Source organism: Leifsonia sp. SIMBA_070 (assembly GCF_046534635.1).
In the GTDB taxonomy this organism is placed as follows: domain Bacteria; phylum Actinomycetota; class Actinomycetes; order Actinomycetales; family Microbacteriaceae; genus Leifsonia.
On record NZ_JAWRYK010000001.1, the window covers coordinates 2,515,449 to 2,540,549 of the forward strand.

At 68.9% G+C, this 25,101-nt stretch carries 25 protein-coding genes; 9 read left to right on the forward strand and 16 right to left on the reverse strand.

Annotated elements, in window-relative coordinates; genetic code table 11:
* Positions 1-28 precede the first annotated feature (28 nt).
* From purU to nagA, 3 genes are read left to right on the forward strand one after another with little or no spacing between them, the layout of a single operon-like run.
* Entirely contained in the window at positions 29-892 is an 864-nt protein-coding gene (gene purU / locus SB754_RS11880; RefSeq protein ID WP_410782528.1) for a formyltetrahydrofolate deformylase, read from the forward strand.
* A gap of 22 nt (positions 893-914) precedes the next feature.
* Complete coding sequence (locus tag SB754_RS11885; protein WP_410782529.1) at positions 915-1,277, forward strand: YrdB family protein; 363 nt, start codon at positions 915-917, stop codon at positions 1,275-1,277.
* Positions 1,274-2,476, forward strand: a complete 1,203-nt coding sequence (gene nagA / locus SB754_RS11890; protein WP_410782530.1) for an N-acetylglucosamine-6-phosphate deacetylase — start codon at positions 1,274-1,276, stop codon at positions 2,474-2,476. Before SB754_RS11885 ends, nagA begins: the two co-directional genes overlap by 4 nt.
* Before the next feature lie 106 nt (positions 2,477-2,582).
* On the opposite strand, the gene nagB is transcribed toward nagA, so the two are convergent.
* The 7 genes from nagB to SB754_RS11925 form a co-directional block, all read right to left on the reverse strand.
* Entirely contained in the window at positions 2,583-3,368 is a 786-nt protein-coding gene (gene nagB / locus SB754_RS11895) for a glucosamine-6-phosphate deaminase (protein ID WP_410782531.1), read from the reverse strand.
* Complete coding sequence (locus SB754_RS11900) at positions 3,368-4,270, reverse strand: ROK family protein (RefSeq protein ID WP_410782532.1); 903 nt, start codon at positions 4,268-4,270, stop codon at positions 3,368-3,370. The genes nagB and SB754_RS11900 overlap by 1 nt, the downstream gene beginning before the upstream one ends.
* On the reverse strand, positions 4,267-5,901 hold the full coding sequence (locus SB754_RS11905; protein ID WP_410782533.1) for a glycoside hydrolase family 3 protein: 1,635 nt from the start codon (positions 5,899-5,901) through the stop codon (positions 4,267-4,269). The genes SB754_RS11900 and SB754_RS11905 overlap by 4 nt, the downstream gene beginning before the upstream one ends.
* Positions 5,898-6,791, reverse strand: a complete 894-nt coding sequence (locus SB754_RS11910; RefSeq protein ID WP_410782534.1) for a carbohydrate ABC transporter permease — start codon at positions 6,789-6,791, stop codon at positions 5,898-5,900. Before SB754_RS11910 ends, SB754_RS11905 begins: the two co-directional genes overlap by 4 nt.
* Positions 6,788-7,747 carry a carbohydrate ABC transporter permease gene (locus SB754_RS11915; RefSeq protein ID WP_410782535.1) on the reverse strand — a complete coding sequence of 320 codons (960 nt, stop codon included), beginning with the start codon at positions 7,745-7,747 and terminating at the stop codon, positions 6,788-6,790. Before SB754_RS11915 ends, SB754_RS11910 begins: the two co-directional genes overlap by 4 nt.
* Before the next feature lie 128 nt (positions 7,748-7,875).
* Positions 7,876-9,225, reverse strand: a complete 1,350-nt coding sequence (locus tag SB754_RS11920) for an extracellular solute-binding protein (protein ID WP_410782536.1) — start codon at positions 9,223-9,225, stop codon at positions 7,876-7,878.
* 97 nt (positions 9,226-9,322) lie between these two features.
* Entirely contained in the window at positions 9,323-10,507 is a 1,185-nt protein-coding gene (locus SB754_RS11925) for an ROK family transcriptional regulator (RefSeq protein WP_410782537.1), read from the reverse strand.
* Between the two features lie 98 nt (positions 10,508-10,605).
* On the opposite strand from SB754_RS11925, the gene SB754_RS11930 reads away from it, so the two are divergent.
* On the forward strand, positions 10,606-11,400 hold the full coding sequence (locus SB754_RS11930) for an SDR family NAD(P)-dependent oxidoreductase (RefSeq protein WP_410782538.1): 795 nt from the start codon (positions 10,606-10,608) through the stop codon (positions 11,398-11,400).
* Positions 11,401-11,443: 43 nt separating this feature from the next.
* On the opposite strand, the gene SB754_RS11935 is transcribed toward SB754_RS11930, so the two are convergent.
* Positions 11,444-12,469, reverse strand: a complete 1,026-nt coding sequence (locus SB754_RS11935) for an aldo/keto reductase (RefSeq protein WP_410782539.1) — start codon at positions 12,467-12,469, stop codon at positions 11,444-11,446.
* A 133-nt stretch (positions 12,470-12,602) separates the two neighbouring features.
* Here SB754_RS11935 and SB754_RS11940 point away from each other — a divergent pair, with 133 nt between their 5' ends.
* Entirely contained in the window at positions 12,603-13,214 is a 612-nt protein-coding gene (locus SB754_RS11940; RefSeq protein WP_410782540.1) for a TetR/AcrR family transcriptional regulator, read from the forward strand.
* Positions 13,215-13,376: 162 nt separating this feature from the next.
* Here SB754_RS11940 and SB754_RS11945 read toward each other — a convergent pair whose 3' ends face one another.
* A complete protein-coding gene (locus tag SB754_RS11945) occupies positions 13,377-14,591 on the reverse strand; it encodes an NADP-dependent isocitrate dehydrogenase (protein ID WP_410782541.1) in 1,215 nt (404 codons plus the stop codon).
* A 145-nt stretch (positions 14,592-14,736) separates the two neighbouring features.
* Here SB754_RS11945 and SB754_RS11950 point away from each other — a divergent pair, with 145 nt between their 5' ends.
* The 3 genes from SB754_RS11950 to SB754_RS11960 all read left to right on the forward strand — a co-directional run bounded on the left by SB754_RS11950 (position 14,737) and on the right by SB754_RS11960 (position 16,022).
* Positions 14,737-15,189: a GNAT family N-acetyltransferase gene (locus tag SB754_RS11950; protein ID WP_410782542.1), complete on the forward strand. Its 453-nt coding sequence runs from the start codon at positions 14,737-14,739 to the stop codon at positions 15,187-15,189.
* Positions 15,173-15,535 carry an MGMT family protein gene (locus SB754_RS11955; protein WP_410782543.1) on the forward strand — a complete coding sequence of 121 codons (363 nt, stop codon included), beginning with the start codon at positions 15,173-15,175 and terminating at the stop codon, positions 15,533-15,535. Before SB754_RS11950 ends, SB754_RS11955 begins: the two co-directional genes overlap by 17 nt.
* 64 nt (positions 15,536-15,599) lie before the next feature.
* Positions 15,600-16,022, forward strand: coding sequence for a hypothetical protein (locus SB754_RS11960; RefSeq protein WP_410782544.1), 423 nt, complete (start codon positions 15,600-15,602; stop codon positions 16,020-16,022).
* Positions 16,023-16,085: 63 nt separating this feature from the next.
* On the opposite strand, the gene SB754_RS11965 is transcribed toward SB754_RS11960, so the two are convergent.
* The 7 genes from SB754_RS11965 to SB754_RS11995 form a co-directional block, all read right to left on the reverse strand.
* The gene (locus SB754_RS11965) at positions 16,086-17,981 is read right to left on the reverse strand and encodes an ATP-binding cassette domain-containing protein (protein WP_410782545.1); all 1,896 of its coding nucleotides are present in this window, start codon (positions 17,979-17,981) and stop codon (positions 16,086-16,088) included.
* A complete protein-coding gene (locus SB754_RS11970) occupies positions 17,981-19,126 on the reverse strand; it encodes a peptidoglycan-binding protein (RefSeq protein ID WP_410782546.1) in 1,146 nt (381 codons plus the stop codon). The genes SB754_RS11965 and SB754_RS11970 overlap by 1 nt, the downstream gene beginning before the upstream one ends.
* Positions 19,127-19,259: 133 nt before the next feature.
* On the reverse strand, positions 19,260-20,171 hold the full coding sequence (locus SB754_RS11975) for a hypothetical protein (RefSeq protein WP_410782547.1): 912 nt from the start codon (positions 20,169-20,171) through the stop codon (positions 19,260-19,262).
* 68 nt (positions 20,172-20,239) lie between these two features.
* A complete protein-coding gene (locus SB754_RS11980; RefSeq protein ID WP_410782548.1) occupies positions 20,240-20,632 on the reverse strand; it encodes a peptidase inhibitor family I36 protein in 393 nt (130 codons plus the stop codon).
* A gap of 463 nt (positions 20,633-21,095) precedes the next feature.
* Positions 21,096-22,922, reverse strand: coding sequence for a sensor histidine kinase (locus SB754_RS11985; RefSeq protein ID WP_410782549.1), 1,827 nt, complete (start codon positions 22,920-22,922; stop codon positions 21,096-21,098).
* A gap of 4 nt (positions 22,923-22,926) precedes the next feature.
* Complete coding sequence (locus SB754_RS11990) at positions 22,927-23,610, reverse strand: response regulator transcription factor (protein WP_410782550.1); 684 nt, start codon at positions 23,608-23,610, stop codon at positions 22,927-22,929.
* Positions 23,611-23,614: 4 nt separating this feature from the next.
* The gene (locus SB754_RS11995) at positions 23,615-23,962 is read right to left on the reverse strand and encodes a response regulator transcription factor (protein ID WP_410782551.1); all 348 of its coding nucleotides are present in this window, start codon (positions 23,960-23,962) and stop codon (positions 23,615-23,617) included.
* Positions 23,963-24,144: 182 nt separating this feature from the next.
* Between SB754_RS11995 and SB754_RS12000 the strand changes: the two genes are divergently transcribed.
* Positions 24,145-25,065: a hypothetical protein gene (locus tag SB754_RS12000; protein ID WP_410782552.1), complete on the forward strand. Its 921-nt coding sequence runs from the start codon at positions 24,145-24,147 to the stop codon at positions 25,063-25,065.
* The last annotated feature ends 36 nt before the right edge of the window (positions 25,066-25,101 follow it).

Here is a 25,101-nt window from a genome sequence, read left to right on the forward strand (position 1 = left end):
CTAACACGCAGCCCGGTACCCTGATCTGGTGACCGACTCCTCCGCCTCCAACCACTGGGTGCTCACCTTCAGCTGCGCCGACCGTCCCGGCATCGTCCACGCGGTCAGCGGCGCGATCGTCGCCGCTCGCGGGAACATCACCGAGAGCCAGCAGTTCGCCAGCACCGACACCGGGCGGTTCTTCATGCGCCTGCAGGTCGAGTCGGCGGCGGGCAGAGACGAGTTCGAGGAAGCGCTGGCGCCCGTCGTCGAACGGTTCGGGATGAGCCACCACGTCGACAACGTCGGCCGCCCGCTGCGCACGCTGGTGCTGGCCTCGAAGGCTGCCCACTGCCTCAACGACCTGCTGTTCCGTCAGCGCGCCGGTCAGCTGCCCGTCGACATCCCGCTGGTGCTCTCGAACCACGACACCCTCCGCGACCTCGCCGGGTTCTACGGGGTGCCGTTCGAGTCGCGCGTCGTCGACGGTCCAGAAGCGAAGGCGGCCTTCGAGGCGCGCGTCCTGGAGGCCGTGGAGGAGCACGACATCGAGCTCGTCGTGCTCGCGCGCTACATGCAGATCCTCTCGCCGGAGCTGTGCGCGCGCCTGGCCGGGCGCGCGATCAACATCCACCACTCCTTCCTCCCCGGTTTCAAGGGCGCGAACCCGTACCGGCAGGCGCACGCCCGGGGGGTGAAGCTGATCGGGGCGACCGCTCACTTCGTCACCAGCGACCTGGACGAGGGGCCGATCATCGAGCAGAACGTGGTCCGCGTGGACCACACCCGCAGCGTGCAGGAACTGGTCGCGATCGGCCAGGACGAGGAAAGCCGCACTTTGACCCAGGCGGTGAAGTGGTTCGCGGAGGACCGCGTGCTGCTCGACGGCGCCCGCACCATCATCTTCCGCTGACCCCCGCGGCTAGACTGTCGAGGTGACTTCCGCGCCCGATCAGCACGCCCCCGTCCGGTTGGGCGTCAACGACGTGCTCCGGTTCGTGCTCGAGCTGTTCGCCATCGTCTCGCTCGCCCTGTGGGGCTTCCTCGCCTGGCCGCTCCCTTGGAACATCGTGGTCGGCATCGGAGCGCCGGTGATCGCCATCCTGCTCTGGGCCCTGTTCCGCTCACCCCGCGCCGTGCTCCACGTCGACGCGTTCGTGAAGGCGATCGTGGAGGTCGTCGTCATGGCCTCCGCGGCCTTCGGCTGGTGGGATCTGGGTCAACCCGTCGTCGCCGTCGTGTTCGCCGTAGTGGCGACCGTGAGCGGCGTGATCAACGGGCGGCGCGAGTTCGCATGACCCGCCTCGTCGTCCACGGCGCCCGCAAAGTGGATGCGGAGGGGCTGGTCGACGACTTCTGGCTCGTCGCCGACGGTGCGCACATCACCGCAACGGGAACCGGGACGGGATGGCGGCAGGCCGCGGACGGCGCGGACGATGGCGCCGACGGTGCCAGCGACTACCGAGCGAACGCAGACCCGGTTGGCAGCCACGTCATCGACGCCCACGGCCAGTGGCTCACCCCCGGCTTCATCGACCTGCACTGCCACGGCGGCGGAGGACACGCCTACGACGACGGAACGGACGAGCTGCGCGCCGCGCTCGCGACGCACCGGGCGCACGGCACGACGCGCTCATTGGTCTCCCACGTCGCCGCCCCGCTCGCGTCCTTGCGCGCGAGTCTCAGCCTCGTCGCGGAACTGACCGCAACGGACCCGCTGGTGCTCGGATCGCACCTCGAGGGTCCGTTCCTCGCTCTGGAGCGGCGCGGCGCGCACGACGCTCGCTTCCTGCTGGAGCCCGGGCCCGAAGCGGTCGAAGAACTGATCGCCGCCGCGCGCGGCACCCTCCGCACGGCCACTATCGCCCCCGAGCTGCCGAACGCCCTCGAAGCCATCGGCGTGCTGACGGAGGCCGGAGCGGTCGTCGGCGTCGGCCACACCGCCGCGGACTACGCGCAGGCATCCCGGGCCTTCGCGGTGGGCGCGCGGCTGCTGACGCACGCGTTCAACGCGATGCCGGGCATCCATCACCGCGCTCCCGGCCCGGTGATCGCCGCGATCGAGAACCGCGACGTGACACTGGAGCTCATCCTCGACGGCCTGCACGTGCATCCCTCGGTCGCTGCCCTGCTGTTCCGGGAGGTGCCGGGCCGCGTCGCCCTCGTCACCGACGCGATGGCGGCGGCGGGCGCCACGGACGGCGACTACCGTCTCGGCGGCCTCAACGTCACCGTGCACGACGGGCTCGCCGTACTCTCCGGAACGGACACGATCGCCGGCTCGACCCTGACACAGGATGCGGCCCTGGGCAACGCGGTCACGCTCGCCGGCGTCGACCCGGTGGCCGCCGTGACGGCGCTGACCCGGACCCCCGCCCGCGTTCTGGGCGAGGAGCACCGACTCGGCCTCCTGCGCGCCGGGTACGTCGCCGACGCAGTGCTGCTCGACCACGAGTGGCACGCACACACGGTCGTCGCCGACGGCTCCGTGCTCTAGCGAGTGCGGTCTCCCGTCACGAATGCGGCTGCGCGCGACACCGCAGTCGTTCCGTGACGCCGCAGTCGCACTGACGCGACGCGAGGACGCGACGAGGCGAGCGACGCTACAGCGTCTGCCAGGACGGCTTGTTCGCGTACGCGTACCGGTAGTAGTCGAGGTTACGCAGACGCGACGCCGCCGGCTCGTCCACGAGCACGGTGACGTGCGGGTGCAGCTGGATGGCCGACCCCGGATTCGAGGCCGACACCGGCCCCTCCACCGCCCCGGCCAGCGCCTCCGCCTTGCCCTCGCCGAACGCGAGCAGCATCAGGTGGCGCGCCTTCAGGATGGTCGACAGCCCCTGCGTGATGCAGTGCATCGGGACGTCGTCCTCCGAATCGAAGAACCGCGCGTTGTCCTTGCGGGTCTGCTCGGTCAGCGTCTTCACCCGGGTGATCGATGCGAACGACGAGCCCGGCTCGTTGAAGCCGATGTGGCCGTCCGTCCCGATACCGAGCAGCTGCACGTCCACGCCGCCGGACTGCGCGATGGCCTTCTCGTAGTCCGCTCCGGCGTGCTCGATGCCGTCCAGCGACCCGTTGGGCACGTGGATGAGCGACGGCGTCAGCCCGAGCGGCTCCACCACCTCGCGGGTGATGACCGCGCGGTACGACTCGGGGTGGCCGGCCGGAAGGCCCACGTACTCGTCGAGTGCGTAGCCGCGCACGTGGGACACATCCACACCGCGCTCCCGGATGCCCTGCTCCAGCGCCCGGTAGACGGCGAGCGGAGTGGACCCGGTAGCGAGGCCGAGCACGGTGTCGGGCTTTGCGGCGATCAGGTCCAGGATGCTGCGCGCGGCGAGCGCGCCCGCGGCCTCCTGGTCGCGGACGACGACGATTTCGGCCATCAGTTCTCTCCTACGAGTGCCGCACCGAGGGCGGCGACGGGGCTTCCTTCTGGGACGAGGCGCACCCTCCCGGGCAGGTCGAGCGACGCCAGGAACGGCGACGTGCGCTCCCAGTCGTGCAGCACCTCGTGGACTCCGCCGAGCAGGCGCTGCCCCAGGTGGCTCAGGCCTCCCCCGATCACCACGGTGGCGGGGTCGACGGTGAGCACGAGGGCGCGCACCGCGGAGGCGATGCCCACGGCCAGCCTAGCGGCGATCGCCCGGGCTGCCGGGTCGCCGGCGGAGGCCGCTGCGAGGAGCGCGCGCACCGGGTACGGGTCGTCGGTCGGCCACTGCCGCGCGACGCCTGAGCCGCTGGCCAGGGTCTCCAGGCAGCCGCGCTGGCCGCAGGCGCAGACGGCGCCCTGCGGGTCGACCGGCAGGTGGCCGATCTCTCCGGCGATGCCCGTGCTGCCGCGCCACAGCCTCCCGTCGACGACGACCCCGGCCGCCATGCCGGTGCCGAGGTTGAGGAACGCCATGGTCCCGGTCAGCCCGAGCAGGTGGTAGGCGCCGAGGGCGGCGGCCTTCACGTCGTTCTCGACCCGGACGCGCACGCCGACGCCGAGACGGCCGGCCAGCATCCCGCCGAGCGCGAGCCGGTCGAGCCCCAGGTTCACCGCGTGCGCGACATCGCCGGAGACGGTGTCGACCATCCCGGGCACGCCGACGCCGATGGACAGGAAGCCGGCCGGCGCGAGGCCCGTCAGCTCGCCGAGCCGCGACACCGCCGCGACGGCGGTCTCGATCACGGCGACATGACCGAAGCCGGTCGGGAGGCGGATGCTCTCGGCGAGCGCACCCCGCTCGTCGACGGCGACCGCGTCGGTCTTGGTCCCGCCGATGTCGATGCCGAGCCTCACGACCCGTGCCCGGGGCCGTCTGCGAGGCCGAGTCCGAGCCCGCGCCGGTCCCCGAGGAAGGCCAGCAGCGCCTTTCCGACCAGCCGGGAGGCGCCGAAGGTCGCGATGTCCGCGTACGCGCGGTCGTCGCTCGGCCAGCCCATGTCGACGACCAGCACCTCCTGCCGCTCGGCCCGGAGGCGGTCGATGGCAGCCCGGGCGAAGGCGTGACGGTGGTTGTCCTTGCCGATGACGAGCACCGGCGACTGCGCGGCGAGGACGAGGTCCGGATGGTCGCCCTCGGTGAAGAGCACGGCCGGGTTGGCGGTGAAGGCGGCGACTGCCGGGGTGGTCGGGTCGGCTTCGATCGCCGAGAACGGCCCCCACGGCGCCGTGCCGACCGCGATGTTCGCCACCGTGTCGATCCGCACCACGGAGTAGCGCCCTCCCCCGTGCCGCAGCACCCACTCCTCCGCGTACGCGCTCACGTCGAACGCCCGCTGCGCCGCCGCCACATCCTCCGCTTCGATCCCCGAACCCCCCACCGTCGAGTCCGCAGAAACTGCACGCGCCGCGCCGTGTGAGCGTGCAGAAATCGTGGACTCGACGGTGGCGGGGACGGGAGCGGAGGAGGCGAGCCCGCGCGCGAGGGTGCGCACGCGGGAGGCCGCGGTCGCGAGACGGGAGGGTGCGAGACGGCCTGCGGCGAGGGCGGCGGCGATCGCGGCCTCGATGGCGGCCAGCTCGGCGTCCGTGTTCTCGGTGCCGATGCAGAGCAGGTCGCAGCCGGCGGCGAGCGCCAGCACGGCGGCCTCCGGGATCCCGCGGTCGCCGCTCGCGCCGTGCATGTCCAGAGCGTCGCTGACGACGACGCCCTCGAACCCGAGCTCTCCGCGCAGCATTCCCTCGATGATGGCGGGGCTGAGCGTCGCGGGAAGGACGGCGTCGAGCTGGGGCAGCAGGATGTGCGAGGTCATCACCGCTCGCGCTCCCGCGGCGATCACCGCACGGAACGGCACCAGCTCCCGCTCCCGCAGCTGCGCCGCGGACAGGTCGACGACCGGCAGCTCGAGATGCGAGTCGGTCCCGGTGTCGCCGTGGCCCGGGAAGTGCTTCGCCGCGACGGCCACGCCGGCGGACTGCAGCCCCCGCGTCCACGCCGCTCCGTGCTCGGCGACGACCTCCGGCGACGAGCCGAAGCTGCGGACGCCGATCACCGGGTTGTCCGGATTGGAGTTGATGTCGATGTCGGGCGCGAAGTCGAGGTTCACCCCGGCGCCCCGCAGCTCCTCCCCCACGCGCCGGGCGACGCTCTCGGTGTAGCCGGGGTCCCCGAGGCGGCCGAGGATCGCGTTCCCGGGATAGGGCGATCCGCTCTCGTAGTACAGCCGGGTGACGTCCCCGCCCTCCTCGTCGATCGCGACGATCGCGTCGGGATTGGCGGCGTAGATCGCGTCGGTGAGCGCCCGGAGCTGCGGGGCCGAGGCGATGTTCTGACCGAACAGGCACACCCCGCCCAGCCCCTCGCGCAGGCGCTGGGCCAGCCACTCGGGCAGTGTCGTTCCGACGAACCCGGGCAGCAGCGTCGCGGCGATGCTGCGGCGGAGCTGCGGGTCGGTCAGGGCGGTGTCGGCGACGGACGCGCCGCTCACCCCTTGACCGCCCCGCTGACGAGACCGCTGGTCATCCGGCCCTGCACGATCAGGAAGAACACGATCACCGGAACCGCGACCAGTGTCGACGCGGCCATGACCTGGCCCCAGTCGGTGGCACGGGAGGCCGACTGCTGCACGAAGCCGCGCAGCCACAGCGGCAGGGTCGCGCTGCTCGACTGCGGCAGGATGACCAGGGCCACGGTGAACTCGTTCCACGCCTGCAGGAACGCGTACACCCCGGAGGCGATGAGCCCGGGCGCGAGCAGGGGGAAGGTGATCCGGAGGAACGCCTGGGTGCGGCTGAGGCCATCCACCATCGCGGCCTCCTCCAGGTCGACCGGGATGCCGGCGACGAAGCCGCGCAGCATCCAGATCGTGAAGGGCACGACAGCGGCGACGTACAGGATGCTGACGCCGATCACCGAGTTGAGGAGGCCGAGCGACCCCATCAGCTTGTACTGCGCGATGAAGAGCCCTTCGGCGGGCAGCATCTGGATGAGCAGCACGGCCAGCACGAACGACCTCCGGCCGCGGAACCGGAACCGGCTGATCGCGAGGGCCGCCAAGAACGCGAACGCCAGGCAGCACACCACCGTGATGAGTGCGACGGCGACGCTCATCCCGAGCGCCGGGAAGAAGGTGCCGCCCTGGACGACGGCGACGATGTTGTCGAAGGAGCCCCCGAACGGCAGCCAGGTGGGCGTGGTGTTCTGGAGGATGACGTTCGGCAGCAGCGCCGAGTTGACCATCCAGTAGACCGGGAAGACCCAGATCAGGGCGAGCACGATCCCGAGCGCGCCGAGCAGCACGCGGGAGGCGCGGATACGGCGGCGGGTCCGTGGCCGCGACGTCGCGACGACGGTCCGGGTGGATGAGGCGGCGGTCACGATTCGTCCTCCTTGAGCAGGTGGCGCACGTAGAACCAGCTGAGGGCGACGGTCAGGACGAGCACGAAGACGCTGACGGCGCTGGCCATCGCGAAGTCGCTCGAGCCGACGCCGAGCTGGTAGATGTAGGTGCCGAGCAGGTTGGTCTCGCTGGCGATGGAGCCCTTGTCCTGCAGCAGCTTGATCTGGGCGAAGACGCGCAGGTCCCAGATGATCTGCAGCAGCAGCACGATCCCGAGCACGGGCCGGATGATCGGCAGGATGATGTAGCGCAGCCGCTGCCAGCCGCGCGCGCCGTCCATCTGGGCTGCTTCGACGACCTCCGTCGACACCTGGGTGAGCCCGGCGTAGACGGAGAACGCGACGAAGGGGACGCTCATCCACGTCACGATGACCATCGCGACGAAGAAGAACGACAGCGGGTTCTGGAGCCAGTTGTGGTCCTGGAAGTCGAGCCCCCAGGAGGTGAGCACGTAGTTGACCACGCCGCGGCGCCAGTCGAACAGCCAGTTCCAGACCGTCATCGCCGCGACCACGGGCATGGCCCAGGCGAGCAGCAGCGCGATCTGCAGGATGACGCGCACGACCCGGTTCACCGCGTTCATCAGCAGCGCCATCCCGACGCCGATGACGACCGTGACGGCGGCGGTCACCAGGCAGAAGGCGATGGAGCGGGCGACGACGACCCAGGTGTACGGGTCGGAGAAGAGGGTGATGTAGTTCTCGAACCAGACGAAGTCGGCCGGCTTGCCGAACTGCTGCGCGAGGCCGAAGTGCTGCATCGAGGTGATGAGCTGCCAGACGATCGGGTAGCCGAGCGCGACGAGCAGGATGACGATCGCCGGGAGCAGCAGCGTGTACGGCGTGAGCTTCCCACGGCGTCCGCGCCGGGCGTCCGGTGCGGGCGCGGGTGGCACTGCGGCGACGGCTATGCGGGTGTCCTCGGTAGCGGTCACGTGCGTCCTCCTTCCGGGTGGTGATGACGAGCAGGGCTCGTGAGGGAAGTCTGCGGGGCAGGGACGAGGGCGCGGAAGGGGTGCCTCCGCGCCCTCGCCCTGCGGGTGATGCGATCTGCCGCTCGGCGTCAGCTCTTGACGTTGAGCAGGGCGTCGATCTTCTTGTCGTACTCCTGCGCCAGCGCCTTCAGGTCGGAGGCGTCGCGGATCTTGGAGAAGAACTCCTCCATCACGTTGCCCGCCTCGACCGACGCCCATCCTGGGGCCGCCGGGGTGAGCTTGGAGTTCGACGCCGACTCGATGAGTGCCTTCGCGAACTGGTCGTCGCCCAGCGAGGAGGTGTACTTCGAGTTGGCCGGGCCGAGGCCGTTCTTGCCGAGCATCTCCTGGTACTCCTTGGAGAAGATGATCTTCAGGAGGGTCTTGGACAGGCCCGGCTCCTTGGTCTTCGCCGAGATGCCGATGTTGGATCCTCCGGCGAACACCGGAGCCGGCTTCCCGTCGTTGCCCGGGAGCACGTAGGTGCCGAAGGTGGCGTCGTTCCAGGTGCGCGTCGGCTTGCCGTCGTCGCCCTTCCCGAGGTCGCCGATCGACCAGTGCGCCCATCCCGGAGCCATGATCGTGGCTGCGGCGAGCGACGTGTCACCGGTCTTGTTGCCGTCGGCGTCGAGCGTCTGGTCGCTGTCGTTCAGGTAGATGTACTGGTTCGAGTCCTTGGCGTCGTTGGGCGCCTTGGATGCGTTCTTGTACAGGTCCTGGAGCTGCTGGAGGCCCTTCAGCGAGTCGGCCGACTCGAGGGTGGCCTTCCACTTGTCCCCCTCCTTCTTGGCGATGTCCCCGCCGTTGGCGAAGATCCAGGAGATGCCGTCGCGCCAGTCCTGACCGCCGAGGAAGAAGCCGGAGAAGTTGTCGATGTTCTTCGGGTTCTTCGCCGTGATGTCGGCCACCGTGGTGTTGAACTGGTCGAGCGTGGTCGGCACGGTCGCGCCCGCTGCCTGGTAGACGTCCTTGCGGTAGAACATGTAGCGCGAGCCGAAGTAGTACGGCAGCGTGTAGTTCTTGCCGTCGACCTTGCCCGCCTCGACGAACGACGGGAGCAGGTCGCTGCCGCCGAGGTCCTTGTACATGTCGGAGATGTCGAGGAACGCGCCGACGTTGGTGAAGGTCGGCGACTGGGTGTTGCCCATCTCCGTCACGTCCGGCGTGTTGTTGGCGTCCGGCAGCGCGGTGGTGAGCTTCGTGACGATGTCTCCCCAGTCCTGCTGCTCGATCTTGAGGGTCGCGCCGGTCTCCTTGGTGAACTCCGTCTTCAGGTAGTTCCGCAGGGCGTCCGGGGTGTCGGAGCCGACGAGCCACAGGGTGACCGTCTTGCCCTTGCCGTCGGTGCTGGCTCCGGTGGAGCCTCCCGAGGCGCATCCGGCGAGCACGAGAGCGGAAGCTGTGGCCACAGCGGCGAGGCCGACGAGCTTTCTCTTCATAGCACTGTCCTTTCGTAGTGGTGTGGGGCATTCGAAGTGGTCGATGTGTGCGCGTGCTCACACCGTCGGTGCAGGGGTCGGGTGGGGCGGTGCTGCGTCATGAGACCCCGAGTCGTCCGGAGAGGACGAGTACGGCCGCGCCGCGCAGGACGATGTCCTGCCCGAGCGTGGTCATCCGGAGGGACAGATCGGCGTGGTTCTCGGCCATCGTCCGGTTCCGGAGCGTGTGGACGGTCGCTGCAGCCAGCGGGCCGTCGAGCAGTTCGGTCGGGCCGCTGAGCACGATCTCCGACAGGTTGAGGGCGCCGACGACCGGCGCGAGGGCGATGCCGAGCCTCTGGCCGGCTTCGCGCAGGATGGGCGTGGCGTCCACGCCCGCTGCTTCGGCCTCCTGCACGCCCCGCTGCAGCTGCGGCACGCTGAGCCAGTGCTCGAGCACCTGATCGCGGCTGTACGTGGCCTCCAGGCCGAGGTCCGTTCCGACCATGACCTGCCCGATCTCGCCGGCGGCGTAGTGGCTGCCGTAGACCAGCGCTCCGGCGACCAGCAGGCCTGCGCCGATTCCGTGGCCGACGCGGATCAGCATCATGTCGCCGGCCGCATCGCCGTAGCTGTGCTCGGCCAGGACCGCCGCGTTCGCGTCGTTGGCGACGACGACGGGCAGGCCGGTGCGCTCGGCGAGGTGCTGCTGCAGCGGAAGGTCGCTCCAGCCCAGGTTGGGAGCCGTGAGGACGGTGCCGCTCAGGTCGACGACACCGGGCGATCCGACGCCGATGCCGAGCACGGGTGCGGTGGTGGAGGCGACCAGCCTGTCGACCAGCTCGTCCACCTTCGCGACGGCGTCCGCTCCTCGGCAGGTGTCGTGGTCGGCTTCGGTGGCGAGCATGACCTCGGCCGAGGTGAGGAGGTGGCCGTCGAGGTCCATGACCGCGCCCCGGAACCGGTCATGGTCGCTGAGGTCGACGCCGATGATCTGGTGGGCGCTGCGGTTGATGTCGAGCAGCACGGCGGGCTTCCCCGGCCGGGCGGATTCGCGCTGGCCCAGCTCGATGACGAGCCCTTCTGCGAGCAGCTCGGCCACCAGATCCGACACGGTCACCCGGGTCAGCCCGGTCTCGCGGGCGAGGTCGGCGCGGCTGCGCTGCCCCGAGCGGTACAGGGTCTGGAGGACGAGCGACCGGTTGTGGCTGCGGGCGTGCTCGGGCAGCACCTTGGCGCGCGGCCGGAGGGCCCGGCCTGGGGCCAGCCCGCCGGTGCTGCTCTGCACCTCGGTCGTCGTCATGTTTGTTAGTAAAGCTTACGAACAAATGAAAGCGCAAGAGGGGAAACCTACTTGTTACATTCGATCGTCGCTCACGGAGGCCGGGCTAGGCTCCCGTCATGACCACTGACTCCGCGCCCGCGGCCGCGACCCGCGCCCCGTTCTCCCTCGCCGGCTCCCGAGCCCTGGTCACGGCGGCCAGCCGCGGACTCGGCCGCGAGATCGCCCTCGAACTCGCCGGTCAGGGCGCCGACGTCGTGCTCGGCGTGCGCGACCCGGACGGCTCTGCGGCGCTCGTCGACGAGCTGAGCACGTTCGGCGTTGCGGCGACGGCGATCCGGATGGACGTGCTCGACCTGGCCGCATGCCGGGACGCGATCGACGCGGTCACCGCCGAGACGGGCCCGATCGACATCCTCGTCAACAACGCCGGCGGGGGCATAGACGCCCCGGCGCTGGAGATCACCGAGGACGACTTCGACCACGTCTGGCGGCTGAACACCCGGTCGACGTTCTTCCTGTCCCAGCACGTGGCGAAGGACATGCTCGCGAACGGGGGCGGATCCATCGTCAACATCGCGTCGCAGGCCGGACTCGTCGCGTTGCCCGGCGAAGCCTCCTACTGCACGGCGAAGGCCGCGGTGGTGCACCTCACCCGGTGCCTCGCGGTCGAGTGGGGGCAGTACGGCATCCGGGTGAACGCGGTCGCGCCGACGTTCATCGAGACCGACGGGACCTCCGCGGCGCTCTCGGACGACGACTTCCGCGCCGACACCATCGAGCGGATCGCCGCGCTGCACCGGATCGGGGTGCCGCGCGAGGTGTCGGGAGCGGTGGCGTTCCTGGCGTCGTCTGCGGCCTCCCTCGTCACAGGCCAGACCCTCGCGATCGATGGAGGCTGGACGGCGCGGTGACGGGGACCGGCGATCGGCGCGGCCCCCGTCGGGTGCTACGCCGCTACTCGGCCGCCCGCTCCGCGACCGGCCGGCGCCGCAGCGACGGCTCCCCCACCTCCGGCCCGCGGTACACCATGTCCATCGCGCCGATGCTCTCCCCCGGCGGGACGATCGCGTCGATCCGGTCCAGCACCTCGTCCGACAGGGACACGCCGACGCCCGCGAGGGTGTCCTCGAGCTGCTCCATCGTGCGCGGGCCCGCGATCGCCGACGTCACCCCCGGGTGCGCGATGACGAACGCCATGGCGAGGTGCGTCAGCTTCACGCTCACCTCGTCCGAGAGAGCGATCAGCTGCTCCACGGCGGAGAGCCGGCGCTCGTCGCGGAAGTGCCGCATCCCGGTGCGGGTCGAGCGGAAGTTGTCGTTCTCCCCGCCCGCCCGATACCGGCCGGTGAGCGTTCCGCCGGCGAGCGGGCTGTAGACCAGGGTGCCCATCCCGTAGCGCTGGGCGACCGGCAGGATCTCGCGCTCGATCTCCCTGTCGAGGATGGAGTAGTTGGGCTGCTCGGTCCGGAACCGCTCGAAGCCGCGCCGTTCCGACATCCACTGCGCCTCGACGATCTCGGACCCGCGCATCGACGACGAGCCGATCGCCCGCACCTTGCCCTGACGGACCAGGTCGGTGAGCGCCGAGAGCGTCTCCTCGATGTCGGTGTCCGGGTCGGGACGGTGCAGCTGGTAGAGGTCGATGTGATCGGTCTGGAGGCGGCGGAGCGACCGCTCGACGGCCTCCACGATCCACCGCCGGGAGGCGCCGCGGTGGTTGATGTCGTCGTCGACCGGCCCCCAGAACTTGGTGGCGAGCACCACGTCGTCGCGGCGGCCCTTGAGCGCCTCGCCGACGACCTCCTCAGAGTCGCCGTAACGGTCGGCGGTGTCCACGAAGTTGATCCCGGCGTCGAGGGCCCGGTGGATGATGCGGATCCCCTCAGCGCGGTCGGGGTTGCCGAGGGAGCCGAGCATCATCGCGCCCAGCGCGTAGGGGGTGACCTTGATGCCGGTGCGGCCGAGGGTTCGATACTCCATGGGTGTCTCCTAGGTCTTATGATCGGGGAATCGGAACATCACTCCGGTTGCGCTGCCGCGCTATCCGGAACGTTGTTCCGTTTACTCCGAGCGTACACCGCTCCACCTCCCGACACCAGAGGAGTCCGCCCCTATGCCCGCCGGATCACCGACCGCCGCGCACGCCGACGCCTCGGCCCGCCCACAGCGCGCCGACGCCCGGCAGAACGTCTCGTCCCTCGTGGAGGCCGCGAAGGCCGTCTTCGCGGAGTCCGGCGTGGATGCCCCCGTGCGGACGATCGCCGAGCGCGCCGGCGTCGGAGTGGGCACGCTGTACCGGCACTTCCCGCTCCGGTCGGACCTGATCTCGGCCGTGTTCCGTCACGAGATCGACGCGTGCGCCGACGCCGCTGTCGCCATCGAGGCCGCCTACCCTCCCGGAGAAGCCCTGGACCGCTGGATCATGCGGTACACCGAGTTCGTCGCCACCAAGCGCGGTCTGGCGGCCGCGCTCCACTCGGGAGACCCGGCCTACGAGCCTCTGGCGGAGTACTTCTCCAGCCACCTCTCTCCCACACTGGGCCGGCTGCTCGACGCCGCACGCGCCTCCGGCGATGTCGTCCAGGAGGTCGACCCCACCGAGCTGCTCGGCGCCGTCGCCAACCTCTGCCACGCCGACGGTCCGCACGGCGCCGGAGCGCCTCCCCGCGCCGGCCGCATGGTGCAGCTCCTCCTCGCCGGCCTCCGCGCCCCCGCCGCGCCGTAGCCCCGCGGCGGCGACGCCGTTCGAGCGGCGACTGCGGTCCCGCGGAACGACTGCGGCTGCGCGCCGCACCGCAATCGTGACGCAGCACCGCAGTCACCCCACCGTGAGAACGCAGAAGGGCCCGGCGGACAGTGTCCGCCGGGCCCTTCGCTGCGTCGGGAGTCAGCCGAGACGCGTCTTGAGGTTCTGCGCGATCGCGTCGAGGAACTCCTCGGTGGTGAGGAACTTCTGGTCGGGGCCGACCAGGAGGGCGAGGTCCTTGGTCATCTTGCCCTCCTCGACCGTCTTCACCACGACGTCCTCGAGGGTGTGGGTGAAGTCGATGAGCTCCTGGTTGCCGTCGAGCTTGCCGCGGTGCGCGAGGCCGCGCGTCCAGGCGAAGATCGAGGCGATCGGGTTCGTCGAGGTCGGCTTGCCCTGCTGGTGCTGGCGGTAGTGGCGGGTGACCGTGCCGTGCGCGGCCTCCGCCTCGACGACCGAGCCGTCGGGAGTGGTCAGCACGGAGGTCATCAGGCCGAGCGAGCCGAAGCCCTGCGCGACGGTGTCGGACTGCACGTCGCCGTCGTAGTTCTTGCACGCCCAGACGTAGCCGCCCTCCCACTTGAGGCTGGAGGCGACCATGTCGTCGATGAGGCGGTGCTCGTAGGTGAGGCCCGCCGCGTCGAACTTCTCCTTGTACTCGGTGTCGAAGACCTCCTGGAAGAGGTCCTTGAAGCGGCCGTCGTACGCCTTCAGGATGGTGTTCTTGGTCGACAGGTACACCGGGTAGTTGCGGTCGAGCCCGTAGTTGAACGAGGCCCGGGCGAAGTCGCGGATGGACGCGTCCTGGTTGTACATGGCGAGCGCCACGCCGCCGCCCGGTGCCTGGTAGACCTCGAACGACTGGGCCTCGCCGCCGTCGTTCGGCTGGAAGCTGAGGGTCAGCGTCCCCGGGCCGTCGAAGACGAAGTCGGTGGCGCGGTACTGGTCGCCGAAGGCGTGACGGCCGATGACGATCGGCTTGTTCCAGCCGGGAACCAGCCGCGGGATGTTGGAGATGATGATCGGCTCGCGGAAGACGACGCCGCCCAGGATGTTGCGGATCGTGCCGTTCGGGCTCTTCCACATCTTCTTGAGCCCGAACTCCTCCACGCGCGCCTCATCCGGCGTGATGGTGGCGCACTTGACGCCGACGCCGTGCTTCTGGATGGCGTGCGCCGCGTCGATCGTGATCTGGTCGTCGGTCTCGTCGCGCTTCTGGATGCCGAGGTCGTAGTATTCGAGGTTCACGTCGAGGTACGGGTGGATGAGTGAGTCTTTGATGGCCTTCCAGATGATGCGAGTCATCTCGTCGCCGTCGAGTTCGACGACCGTTCCGTCAACCTTGATCTTGTCCATGGTTCTCCTGGGGTGTCTGCCGTTTCAGCCGACGACAGCTTACCCGAGCGGGACAACTATCTTGACATCGAGACAGTTTCTCTCGGTGAACGGTCGGCTGCGCCGCGACTATGCTGCGATCGCTCACGCACGTTACCCTTTCGTCATGGCTGAGTTGAGACTGGAAGAGTTGAGTGCGCGGACCGTCGTGGCGGCGAACGCGCTCACACTGAAGCCGGGCCAGGAGCAGTTCGTCGCTCCTGTCTCCTACTCGGCCGCGGCCGCGGTGGCCGACCCCAATACCTCCTGGCAGCGCGTCGTGCTCGACGGCGACGAGGTCGTCGGCTTCATCATGGGCAACTTCGACCCGCAGGCGGAGCACGAAGAGTTCAAGGCCATCCTCTGGCGCATCAACGTCGACGCCGACGACCAGGGCCGCGGAATCGGCACCTTCGCCGTGCGCGCCCTCGCCGACGAGGCGCGGGCCCGCGGCCACGAGCGCCTCTACGTCATCTGGGAGTCCGGCGAGCTGGGCCCCGAGCAGTTCTTCCTCCGCAGCGGCTTCAAGCCCGTGAGCGAGACGCAGTACGGCGAGACGGTCGGTGCGCTCGATCTCTGAGCCGCCATCCGGTGAGGGGGCAGCGGACTCGTTCGTCGAGCGCGTGCTCGAGGTGGTCGACGCCATCCCGCCGGGCCGCGTGATGACCTACGGAGACGTCGCGGCGACGCTCGGTTCGCGCGCCGCGCGCATGGTCGGCCAGATCATGGCGTACTACGGCTCCGACGTGCCGTGGTGGCGCGTCGTGCGGGCGAGCGGCCATCCCGCCGTGAACCACGAGCACCTCGCGCTGCAGCACTACCGCGCGGAGGGGACGCCGCTGCTGGGCGGCGGAGGGAGGCCGTACCGGGTAGATTTACGGGCGGCCCGCTTCGATGACGCGCGGGATCATCCCTCCGACCGATGATTCACCCAGTTCCATAGTGTTCACTCGTTGTCGGATCCCTGTCCTCTTCTCCCTGGAGCTGCCCGTGCCCCGCATCCGAACCGCCGGAGTCATCGCGACGACGTCCGCCCTCGCCCTGGCCCTGTCCGGATGCTCCGTGCTGACCGCGTTCTCGCCGCACGTCTCCTCCGAGATCTTCGACACGACCAAGGACATGAAGGCGGCGAACACGGCCGTCTTCGGCTCCCCGAAGTTCGTCCCGGACGACGCGACGGTCATCCGCGTCGACTACGACACGCAGGACGGCTCCGCGATCATGACGTACAGCTCCAAGGCGCACGTCGCCCCCGGCACCTGCGCCAAGGAGGTCCCGGTGCCGAAGCCGACCATCCAGGACAGCTGGTGGCCGATCGACGGGATCCCCGCCAAGGCCGGCGACTGCGGTGGAGGCTGGTCCGGCTTCGCGATCGGCGACCAGGTGTACGCCGCGAAGGCGCCCACGAAGTAGGTCGATGCGGTCGCCTGTGCGGAGCGACGGTTAGAGAATCCGTTTCGGCCGCCACAACTCTGGTCAGGAGCGGAGCGCCTCATGCGGCGCTATCGCTGCTGCACGCTTCGCAGCTACGAGGCCACCAAGAGCCCCGACAAGCACTCCTCCGCCGACCGCCGCCGGAGCCAGCGCAAGGTCGAAGACGGGAGACCAGTGCTCTGCGACGGTAATTGCCAGGATCCCGGCAAGGCCGACGACCAGCCCACCGAGACCACCCACGGTTCCAGTGATGACAGACTCCGTCAGAACCAAGGCGCCAACATGACGAGACCTGGCACCGACTGCTCTCCTGAGGCCGAGCTCGTGCTTCCGCTCCAGCACGGACATGACCATCGAATTCGTCAAACCGAGCGCCGAGGCAAGGAGCGAAATCGCGGTGAGCGCCAGGAGGGTGGATTGGAGGCCGCCCTGTACATGGTTCCGCAGCGTAACCGGATCCGTCGGTGCGTCTACATCGAGTGCTCCGACGTCGTACGGATTGATGACCAAGGGAGCTTGCCGGGCCACTTGTTGTGCGGCACCGGACTGGGTAAGAAGCACTGCCTGGATATGCGCCCCCTGTATACCGGTCACGGTGCCAGGGCCGTGCATCACGGTTCCCAGAAACTGCGGGAAGCGGGGTGACTGCTCAATGACTCCCACAACGTCCGCGGGATGGTCGTTCACCAGGATGCTCGGCGTCATCTCGAGAGGCCCCAACTGCAACTTGTCGGCCAGCGTCGCGCCGATCAGCACCTCATCTGAATCGAGCTCAGGCCCGTGGCGGGGCGCCCATATTACCTTCATTCGCGCGGCGGCCGGAAGGCTGGTCGTCATGGCATAGCCATCCACATCAAACGACGGCCGTGTATCGGCTGCTCGAACAATCGTCTGTCCCAGCCCGGCGACGAGTCCCGCCTCGTCGACACCATTCAGCGCCTTCAGCCTCGTGGGCAATTCCGCGACCTCGGCCTCACCCTGATTGGAGGGGTCTCCTGAGTTCCAGCTCACCGTCACGTCCCGGTTGGCGACCGCGTCGAAGGCATCAGACACCTGAGCGTTCGCTGTGCCAGAAACACCCAGCGTTCCGACGAACAACGCCACACCGACCCCCACCGCCGCCGCCAGTCCGGCGGTACGGCCCATACGCGAGCGCACGGCCCTCAGAGCGTCCGAGACGAGGTCTCTCCCCCGAAGACGCGACGGCGATCCGGGCGCGGACGTCCGATCGGCACCAGGGGGCTTTCCGACGAGCGCAGCCTTCGACGACCCCTGAGCCTCAATCCGACCGTCTCGCACGACAATCCGTCGAGACGCGACAGAAGCGATTTCAGGAGAGTGTGTGACGAGCACTATCGTCGCACCTGATCGGTGCAGGCGTCGAAGGTTTTCCACGATCTGAGCACTGTTGTGCGAGTCAAGATTGCCAGTCGGTTCGTCTGCGACGACGATCGGCGCCTGAGACGCGAGGGCACGAGCAATCGCCACTCGCTGCCGCTCTCCTCCGGACAGGTTCGCGGCCATGTGGTGAGAACGGTGGCCGAGTCCCACGTCGCCCAATGCCGTCAGCGCACGCTTCCGGCGCTCGGCAGGTGGCACGCCTCGATAGAGAAGACCCAGCTCGACGCTATCGACCACAGGCCTTCTATCGAGCAAGTGGAATCCTTGGAAGATGAACGCGAAGTTCTGAGAACGCATCTTCGCTGTGTCGTCTGAAACGAGTGAGTCAGTGGCGACTCCGCCGATCCGATAGCTGCCGGCGGTCGGCGCGTCAAGCATTCCGATGATATTGAGCAGAGTGGATTTACCGCCCCCGGAAGGCCCTTCGATTGCAACGAAGTCGCCTTCGTCGATCGTGAGATCTACTCCGTCGAGAGCCAGGACCGATCCGCGGCCAGGGTAGCGACGCGAAATGGACTCAAGCTCGATGAGTCGCACTATCCGACCTTCACGGCGTCACCAGGCTTCAGCTCTCCGCCGACGACCGGCGAAATGGCGCTGCGGCCGGACAGGCTGCCGGTCTCGACGACCTCGACCCGCGCGAACGACCCTCCCGTGCCCGACTTCAGCACATACGGTTTCCCATGCCCTGTCGTGATAACAGCGGACGTGGGGACGAGGAGTGAATCGGTCGCGGAAGCCAGAATAGTCACGACGGCGAGTGCGTCCTTTCCTAGCCAGGTGGTTGACGGATCACTCGCGAATATCAATCGCACCGTCCACTGCTCACCACCGCCAGAAGTCGGCGAGCGATCCTCCGGCCTGCTCCCGTCAGTGGGAATCGCGTCCGTGCCTTGCGGCGTCACGGACGGGGGTGAGATCGAGGCAACGGTCGCGTTCACCTTTTCGGGGGCGAGTCCGTCCACCGTCGCTGACATCCCCTCCTTCAGCTGACCCGCTGACGCCGCGTCCACGGTGGTCTCCGCCACTACGCGTCCCGATGCGACGGTCACTTCAGAGGATTCGGTGAGAACAGCTCCAACGCGTGGTATCGAAGTGGCAACGGCGGGAAGGCTGGCGAATACCAGCAGGTCAGCAGCGGGAACCGTGAGCCGGGTCTGGGGAACCGTGAGCGCAGGCGCCTGGTTCGCTTCCGGGCCAGAAGCGGTCTTGTCGCCCGGGTCTGGCTCATCAGCCCGAGGGGTAGGAGAGCCCGTGGCGTCCTCACGATTCGGCTCGTATCCTGCCACTGCGTAGAGGTGTGAAACGGCAGCCTCTGTGCCGGCGCCGAATCTCCCATCGACGCCCACACTCAGGCCAGCGCGGGACAGTCCCTCCTGAAGCTGCCGGACGTCGGGGCCCGTGTCGCCGAACCGCATGTCGCGGTAGAAGGGGAAAGAGCCGGAGAATGCGAACCGGGGCCTGCCATTCACTTCAGCTATCAGAGCGCCCTCTCCGAGGCTCTCGCCGACGGACAGCCCCATTCCGGTCACGACCTCGCGAGGCGCTCCCGCGACAAGCGGAATCGCATACCGATTCTCCTGAACGATCGACACCTTCGTGCTCACGGTCCTCAGGAGGTCGCCTCGTGAGACGACGGCGGTAACCGCTCCGGGTGCGGGAGCTTTCTTGCTTGCTGCCACTTGAGCAGGCGACTGGAACGCGTTGGCTGCTCCCCAACCCGCAGCGAGAAGGGCGACGACTGCAAGCGTCGCCAATGGCCATAAGAAACGACGCCGGAGGACGCCGCCCCTCGGCTCGCCCCCGCCTCTGGCATCAGCGTTCGGCAGGTTTGCTCGGGGCATAGTCGTTGATGACCTTCTGTACAGCCGTGTCGTGCTCGATCAATTGCTGACGTGCCGTTTCCAAGCGTTCACGATTGTCCCGGTAGAGCGTGAGCGATTCGCTCCATCGGATGTCGTAGAAGGTCGACGCGAATGCGCTCGACGTTCGGCACTGAGCATCAGCGACGGCCAGACGTATCTCCGCGGCACTCGCCGGCTCTTCCAGGTGACCAGCGATCTGGTACTCCGTATCCATCGAGTGTGAGGGCATGTCTTCCGGCGTATCGGGAAGGTCGATGACACCCAGGGGCTTCATGCAGGTTCTCCACCGTTTGGCCGCATCGCGCACCTCCGTCGACGCTCGAGCCTTGTCCGAAGCCACGCTCATGTAACTCATCGCCAGGTTCAGGGTGCCGCCGTCGATGTTCACCGCCCGGTGCTCGCGGCGATCCTGGTCAGCGCACTGGGAGAATTGCTGCTGCTCCGCCTCCGGGAGCGCTGCATTGTGGCTTGCCGCGAATGCATCCCAATCCGGATTGAATTCGCTGCGGACGGGTGGAGGAATGCGATATCCATACGAAGAGGCGAGCTCTTGGTCGAAGAGTCGGATACCCACGCCATTCCAACCCGGGCCCGGGTCCGGGTCGGTCTCACGCCAGGGAAGAGCCCAGTTCGAGTACCCAGCCTCCTGCATGCAGTGTGCGTCGAGGAGCAACGACGCATAAGTCGCCGCGACTTCCTTCTTCGGAACGAATCCGTCGAGTGGACTCGTCCATTTCGCCAGATTCTTCTCTGGAAGTTCCTCGGCCGCGTTGGACGAGTCACATCCTGAAAGCAATATGGCGATCCCCAGGGGGATGCCGCACGTGAGGACGATCCGTCGATACAGGGCGCCATGCGCCATCTCATCTACCGTTTCTTTCTTCGCCGGCCCGGACGAAGCGACTCTTCGTCCGGGCAGCGTCCGTACCGTTAGACGAATCTTCCGGAATCAATCGCGTCAGCGAACCCAAGTACCGTGACCACACCGGCGGCGTCGTGCATGTTTCCGTCGCCCTGGCCTCGCGGGATCAGCAGGTTCTCACCGCCGTAGTTCTCGTTCTTGTAGATTCGCGCATTATTCGTGTTTCCATTATTGAAAACGCCCGAGATGTTGTCGTGCATACCGTAGGCGCCGTAGTTGGGAATGTTGAACTGGAACGGCGTCATGAAGACGGAGTACGGAGCATCTCGGTAGTTGCAGAAATAGCCCGCGCCGCAGTTGGCCGGACCAGCAGCCTGCGCGGGCGCTGCACCCGCCACGCCGACTCCGACCGCCGCGACAGTGACCGCTACGCCTACCAATGCTTTCTTCAGTGAAATCAAGACCTACTCCTCGTCGCTATACCAAACAGCGGTCGCCATTTGCGTTTCCTGAACACTAGCACTCTAAAACATTTGTATGCCAAATACGCATTCAACGCCTGTAATGTATGTGCTGTCGATCGCGTCGAGTCGTTGACTTTCGCTGCACGGCGCGTGGAGGGACTCGCTGGTCTGATCCGGTCTGAAGGTCTAGCCCGCCTTCGCCTGAAGAGCGGTCCTGTACCGGATGGTCAGCCACATCCCGTACAGAACCGCTGCCACTCCGATGGCGAGGCACACATACGCGCCTACCGCCGCGGCGAACGGTCAGCGGCCGACGCGAGCCACGGCGGCTGCGCCATCCCTATCCGGCGCCGCCGCATTCTGGCGCCAGGTGAACAATCCATCGACTGGTGAGTAGGTGCGCGAAAGTAGCACGAATTGCGACACCTGCTCACCACTCGGGGGACGACGCGCGGAGGCGTCAGGCGGGCACCGGGATGGTCAGCTCGATGATCGTGCCGAGTCCCTCCACTGAGCGCACCTCCGCCCGGCCGGAGAGCGCCTCCACCCGGTCGCGCATCCCCTCCAGGCCGCCGCCGGGCTCGATCCTGGCGCCGCCCTGGCCGTCGTCCTTGACGACGACCGTCACCGTTCCCTCCGCCCGGGTCACCGCGACGCTGCAGTTGCGGGCGCGCGAGTGCTTCGCGGCGTTCGCGAGGCATTCGGAGACGCAGTAGTAGATCGTCTCCTCCACCACCTCCGGCAGCCGCTCGTTCAGGCCGATGCGGACTTCGACGGGGAGATGGCTGCGCATCCCCAGTTCCTCGACGGCCGAACGCAGGTCGCCGTCGGTCAGGACGGTCGGGTGGATGCCGCGCGCCAGCTCCCGGAGCTCGCGCAGCGCGTCGGCGAGCTGCTCGGAGAGCCGCTGCAGGTCGTCGGCCAGCTCCTCGTCGCCGTGCGCCTCCGCCTTGGAGGTAGCGATGCGGAGGCCGATCGCCAGCGAGACCAGCTGCTGCTGGCTGCCGTCGTGCAGGTCGCGTTCGAGCCGGCGGCGGGCGAGGTAGCCCTCCTCGACGATGCGGAGACGGGACTGGCGGAGCTCCTGGATGGTGCGTTCCAGCCGCGCACGGAGGCGGTCGTTGTCGACCGACAGCAGCAGGGCCGACGAGACGGCGTCGAGGAGGCGGTCGTCCTGCGTCAGCGCCACATCGTGCTCGATCAGCGCGATGGGGCCCTGATCGGAGTCGATGGCGAGGGTGGAGCGGCCGGGTCGCGCTGCGGAGCCGGACTCCGGCGCCGGCTCGCCGTCGCTCGCCCGGTAGCTCTGCAACGGCTCGTCCCACCAGAACACCCGCAGCGAGCTGTCGTGCAGCGTGCGGGCCAGGCTCGACTCCCACAGCGCGCGGTCGACCTTGTCGCGGGCGACGATGACGAGGTCGGCGACGCGCGACCGGAGTCCTCTCGCATAGAGCACTCCCCCGACGAACGCCGGCGGGATGAGCGCGATGGCCACCGGAGGGACGAACTGCAGCCAGCCGCCGTCCCAGTCCAGGGCGAAGCTCAGCGAGTCCTGGAGCGTCCCGAAGCACCACAGCAGGATCGCGAGCGGCATGACGAACGCCACGCGACGCGCCGGAAGGGTGCTGGTGAACCAGCGCACGATCAGGCGCGCCGCCACGATGAGCATCAGCGCGAGGCCGACGAAGCGCCAGCCGAGGCCGAGCCAGAAGTCCGCCGTGTCGCTCGGAATCACGGCGTACGGGTTTGCGGCGCAGCCGCACTGCACGGCGTCCGGCGACGAGAACAGGAGGATGCCGCCCAGCCGGATCGCGAAGGCGATCGCGACGGCGATGACGAGGACACGGTCGAACCGCGCCCGGAGCCGCCCGGTCGGGTAGCAGAGCACCAGAACGCCGACCAGCACGGCCCACAGGTCGGTGACTCCGGCCACCCACGGCCACACCCAGCCCCACTGGCGCACCAGCGGATACCACGCCCCAGCCGACCAGAAGATCGCCGCGCCGACCATCAGCCAGCCGGGCGCGAAGCTCCGCACCAGACGCCAGGCGACGATCCCGCAGATCACGTAGTCGAGGGCGACCGAGACGAAGACGATCGCCCAGCCGGCGCCCGACGGGCGCGGCCCGTAGTCGTCGGTCATCGCGCTGACCACCTGGGCGAGCACGTTGGACGCGACCGCGACGGTCACGGCGAGCGCCCGCAGGGTCAGGCGGATGGCGTGGGGGCGTGGTTCGTCAGCGCGCAGGACGTCTGCACGCTCGAGGTCCGGCCGCGCCGCGACCACGGGCTCAGACGTCCCGGCCGAGGAAGCGCAGCACCGCGAGGACGCGGCGGTGACCCTCCGCGGAGTCCTCCACACCGAGCTTTGCCATGAGGTGGCCGATGTGCGATTCGACCGTCCGGAGGCTGAGGTGCAGCTCGCCGGCGATGCCGACGTTCGACTTGCCCTCCGCCATGAGCCGGAGGACGTCGCGCTCCCGCGACGACAGCGACTCGACCGCCGCCTGCGAGGAGCGGGCGTTGACGAGCAGCTGCACGACCTCCGGGTCGACGACCGATCCGCCGCGCGCCACCGTCCGGACGGCGGTCACCAGCGTGTCCGCGTCGGCGACCCGGTCCTTCAGCAGGTAGCCGGTGCCGCTCCCCGCGCTCATCGCCCGGATCGCGTAGGTCGCCGTGGTGTACATGGAGAGCAGCAGGATGCCCGCCCGGGAGCCGCCCGCCCGCAGCCGCTCCAGAGCCCGCAGGCCCTCGTCGGTGTGCGTCGGCGGCATCTTGATATCGAGGACGATGGCGTCGATGCCGCCGTCCGCCTCGACGGCGCTGAGGAGATCCTCTGCACTCTCGACGGATGCGACGACGTCCATCCCGCCCGCCCGCAGGATCTGGCCGATCCCTTCGCGCAGAAGCACTGCGTCGTCGGCGACCGCCACCCGGAGCGCGCGAGAACTGTCTGTCTGTCCCCCGCTCACGCGCTCACCTTAGCAGGCTGCGGATCGCCTCACCGGTCAGTTCGTCTTTGTTGATGAAGCCCTCGGCGCCGCTGTCCGCGACGCGTCGGCCGTAGTCGGTCGCCGTCCTGCTCGACGTGAGCACGACCACGGCTCCGGTGGCGTGCATCGCACGCACGATGTCGAAGCCGCTGGCGTCGGGCAGCCCCACGTCCAGCAGCACGACATCGGGCGCCAGACGCCTGCTGAGTTCGACGCCGCCGGCAGCGGTGGCGCTGTCGCCGACGACCGTGAACAGCTCGAGACGGAGCAGCTCCGCCACCTGGGTGCGGAACCGTTCGTGGTCGTCGACGATCACAACACGGGGGCCCATGACCCCATCATCACCGCGCCGACCCCGTCGATCATCCGTGCCTCCACGCAATAGGAATGAGGTGACCCCCCGGATGCGGGACATTCGTCACCGGGACGAGCATATGAGACAACCTCATCGACCCGAACGATGAGGTGGCCTGCCCGGGCCGACCGGGCCGAGATCCACCCGAGGAGAGGGCGATGTCCATCGCGACCCGAACCGCCCGCCCGAACGGCGCCACCCCGATGCGGGTGACGACCGGGGCGGTCGCGATGGACAATCCCGCTCAACCGGTCGTCGTCATCGACCTCGCCCGGGTGGCGCGCCGCTTCCACGAACTCCGCACCGCCCTGCCGTGGATGGAGGTGCGCTACGACGTCTGCGCACTGGCGCATCCCGCGCTTCTGACGATGATCGCCGCCGACGGCGCCGGCTTCGTCATCACCCGGGACTCGGCGCTCGGCGCGCTGCAGCGCTCAGGAGCGCAGCTCTCCCGCGTCATCCACGCCGACCCGTGGGCCCGCCGGCAGGAACGCCGCGCCGCGTGGGAGGCGGGCGTCCGGCGCTTCGTGATCGAGGACGCCCGCGATGTGGACGACTTCGCGGCCGCGCCCGACGGCGCCGTCGTGCTCCTCCGGCTCGAACCGGACGCCGCCGTGGAGGCTGCGCGATGGGCGGCGAGGATCGGTGTCGACATTGCGGGCCTCTCCCTGCGCCTCCCGGACTCTGCAGGAGCCTCGGACCTCCTCGACGCCGTGGAGGCCGCCATGCGCACCCGAGCGCTCATCGGGGAGACCGTAGGCAGCCGCCCGAGTCTGCTCGACCTCGGCGACGCCGTCTGCGACCTGCCCGGCGGGCGCCCGGACCAGGTGGCTGCGCTCGGCCGCAGCATCCGCTCGCTGGCGGCTCCCGCCACCTCGCGCATGACCGTGCTCGCCTCAACGGGACGCGCCGTCGCCGCCGACGCGCTCACCGTCGTGACCGGCACCACCGAACGCTACGTCGACCCTGCCACCGCGAGCGACCACATCGACGCCGGTGCGGAGGTCGTCGTGCTGCGGGCACGTCGCCGCCTCCCCCGGCCCGCGCGCGCCCGATCGACCTGGACGCCGGCCGGCTGAACTCGACCCTCGCCGGCCGGAGACGGGAGGCGGGGA

Excerpts from the sequence above, each read along its gene's own strand:
- nagA (WP_410782530.1), top strand. The coding sequence starts at position 1,274 with ATGACCCGCCTCGTCGTCCACGGCGCCCGCAAAGTGGATGCGGAGGGG.
- nagB (WP_410782531.1), bottom strand. The coding sequence starts at position 3,368 with ATGGCCGAAATCGTCGTCGTCCGCGACCAGGAGGCCGCGGGCGCGCTC.
- SB754_RS11920 (WP_410782536.1), bottom strand. The coding sequence starts at position 9,225 with ATGAAGAGAAAGCTCGTCGGCCTCGCCGCTGTGGCCACAGCTTCCGCT.
- SB754_RS11925 (WP_410782537.1), bottom strand. The coding sequence starts at position 10,507 with ATGACGACGACCGAGGTGCAGAGCAGCACCGGCGGGCTGGCCCCAGGC.
- SB754_RS11930 (WP_410782538.1), top strand. The coding sequence starts at position 10,606 with ATGACCACTGACTCCGCGCCCGCGGCCGCGACCCGCGCCCCGTTCTCC.
- SB754_RS11935 (WP_410782539.1), bottom strand. The coding sequence starts at position 12,469 with ATGGAGTATCGAACCCTCGGCCGCACCGGCATCAAGGTCACCCCCTAC.
- SB754_RS11940 (WP_410782540.1), top strand. The coding sequence starts at position 12,603 with ATGCCCGCCGGATCACCGACCGCCGCGCACGCCGACGCCTCGGCCCGC.
- SB754_RS11945 (WP_410782541.1), bottom strand. The coding sequence starts at position 14,591 with ATGGACAAGATCAAGGTTGACGGAACGGTCGTCGAACTCGACGGCGAC.
- SB754_RS11950 (WP_410782542.1), top strand. The coding sequence starts at position 14,737 with ATGGCTGAGTTGAGACTGGAAGAGTTGAGTGCGCGGACCGTCGTGGCG.
- SB754_RS11975 (WP_410782547.1), bottom strand. The coding sequence starts at position 20,171 with ATGGCGCATGGCGCCCTGTATCGACGGATCGTCCTCACGTGCGGCATC.
- SB754_RS11995 (WP_410782551.1), bottom strand. The coding sequence starts at position 23,962 with ATGGGCCCCCGTGTTGTGATCGTCGACGACCACGAACGGTTCCGCACC.
- SB754_RS12000 (WP_410782552.1), top strand. The coding sequence starts at position 24,145 with ATGTCCATCGCGACCCGAACCGCCCGCCCGAACGGCGCCACCCCGATG.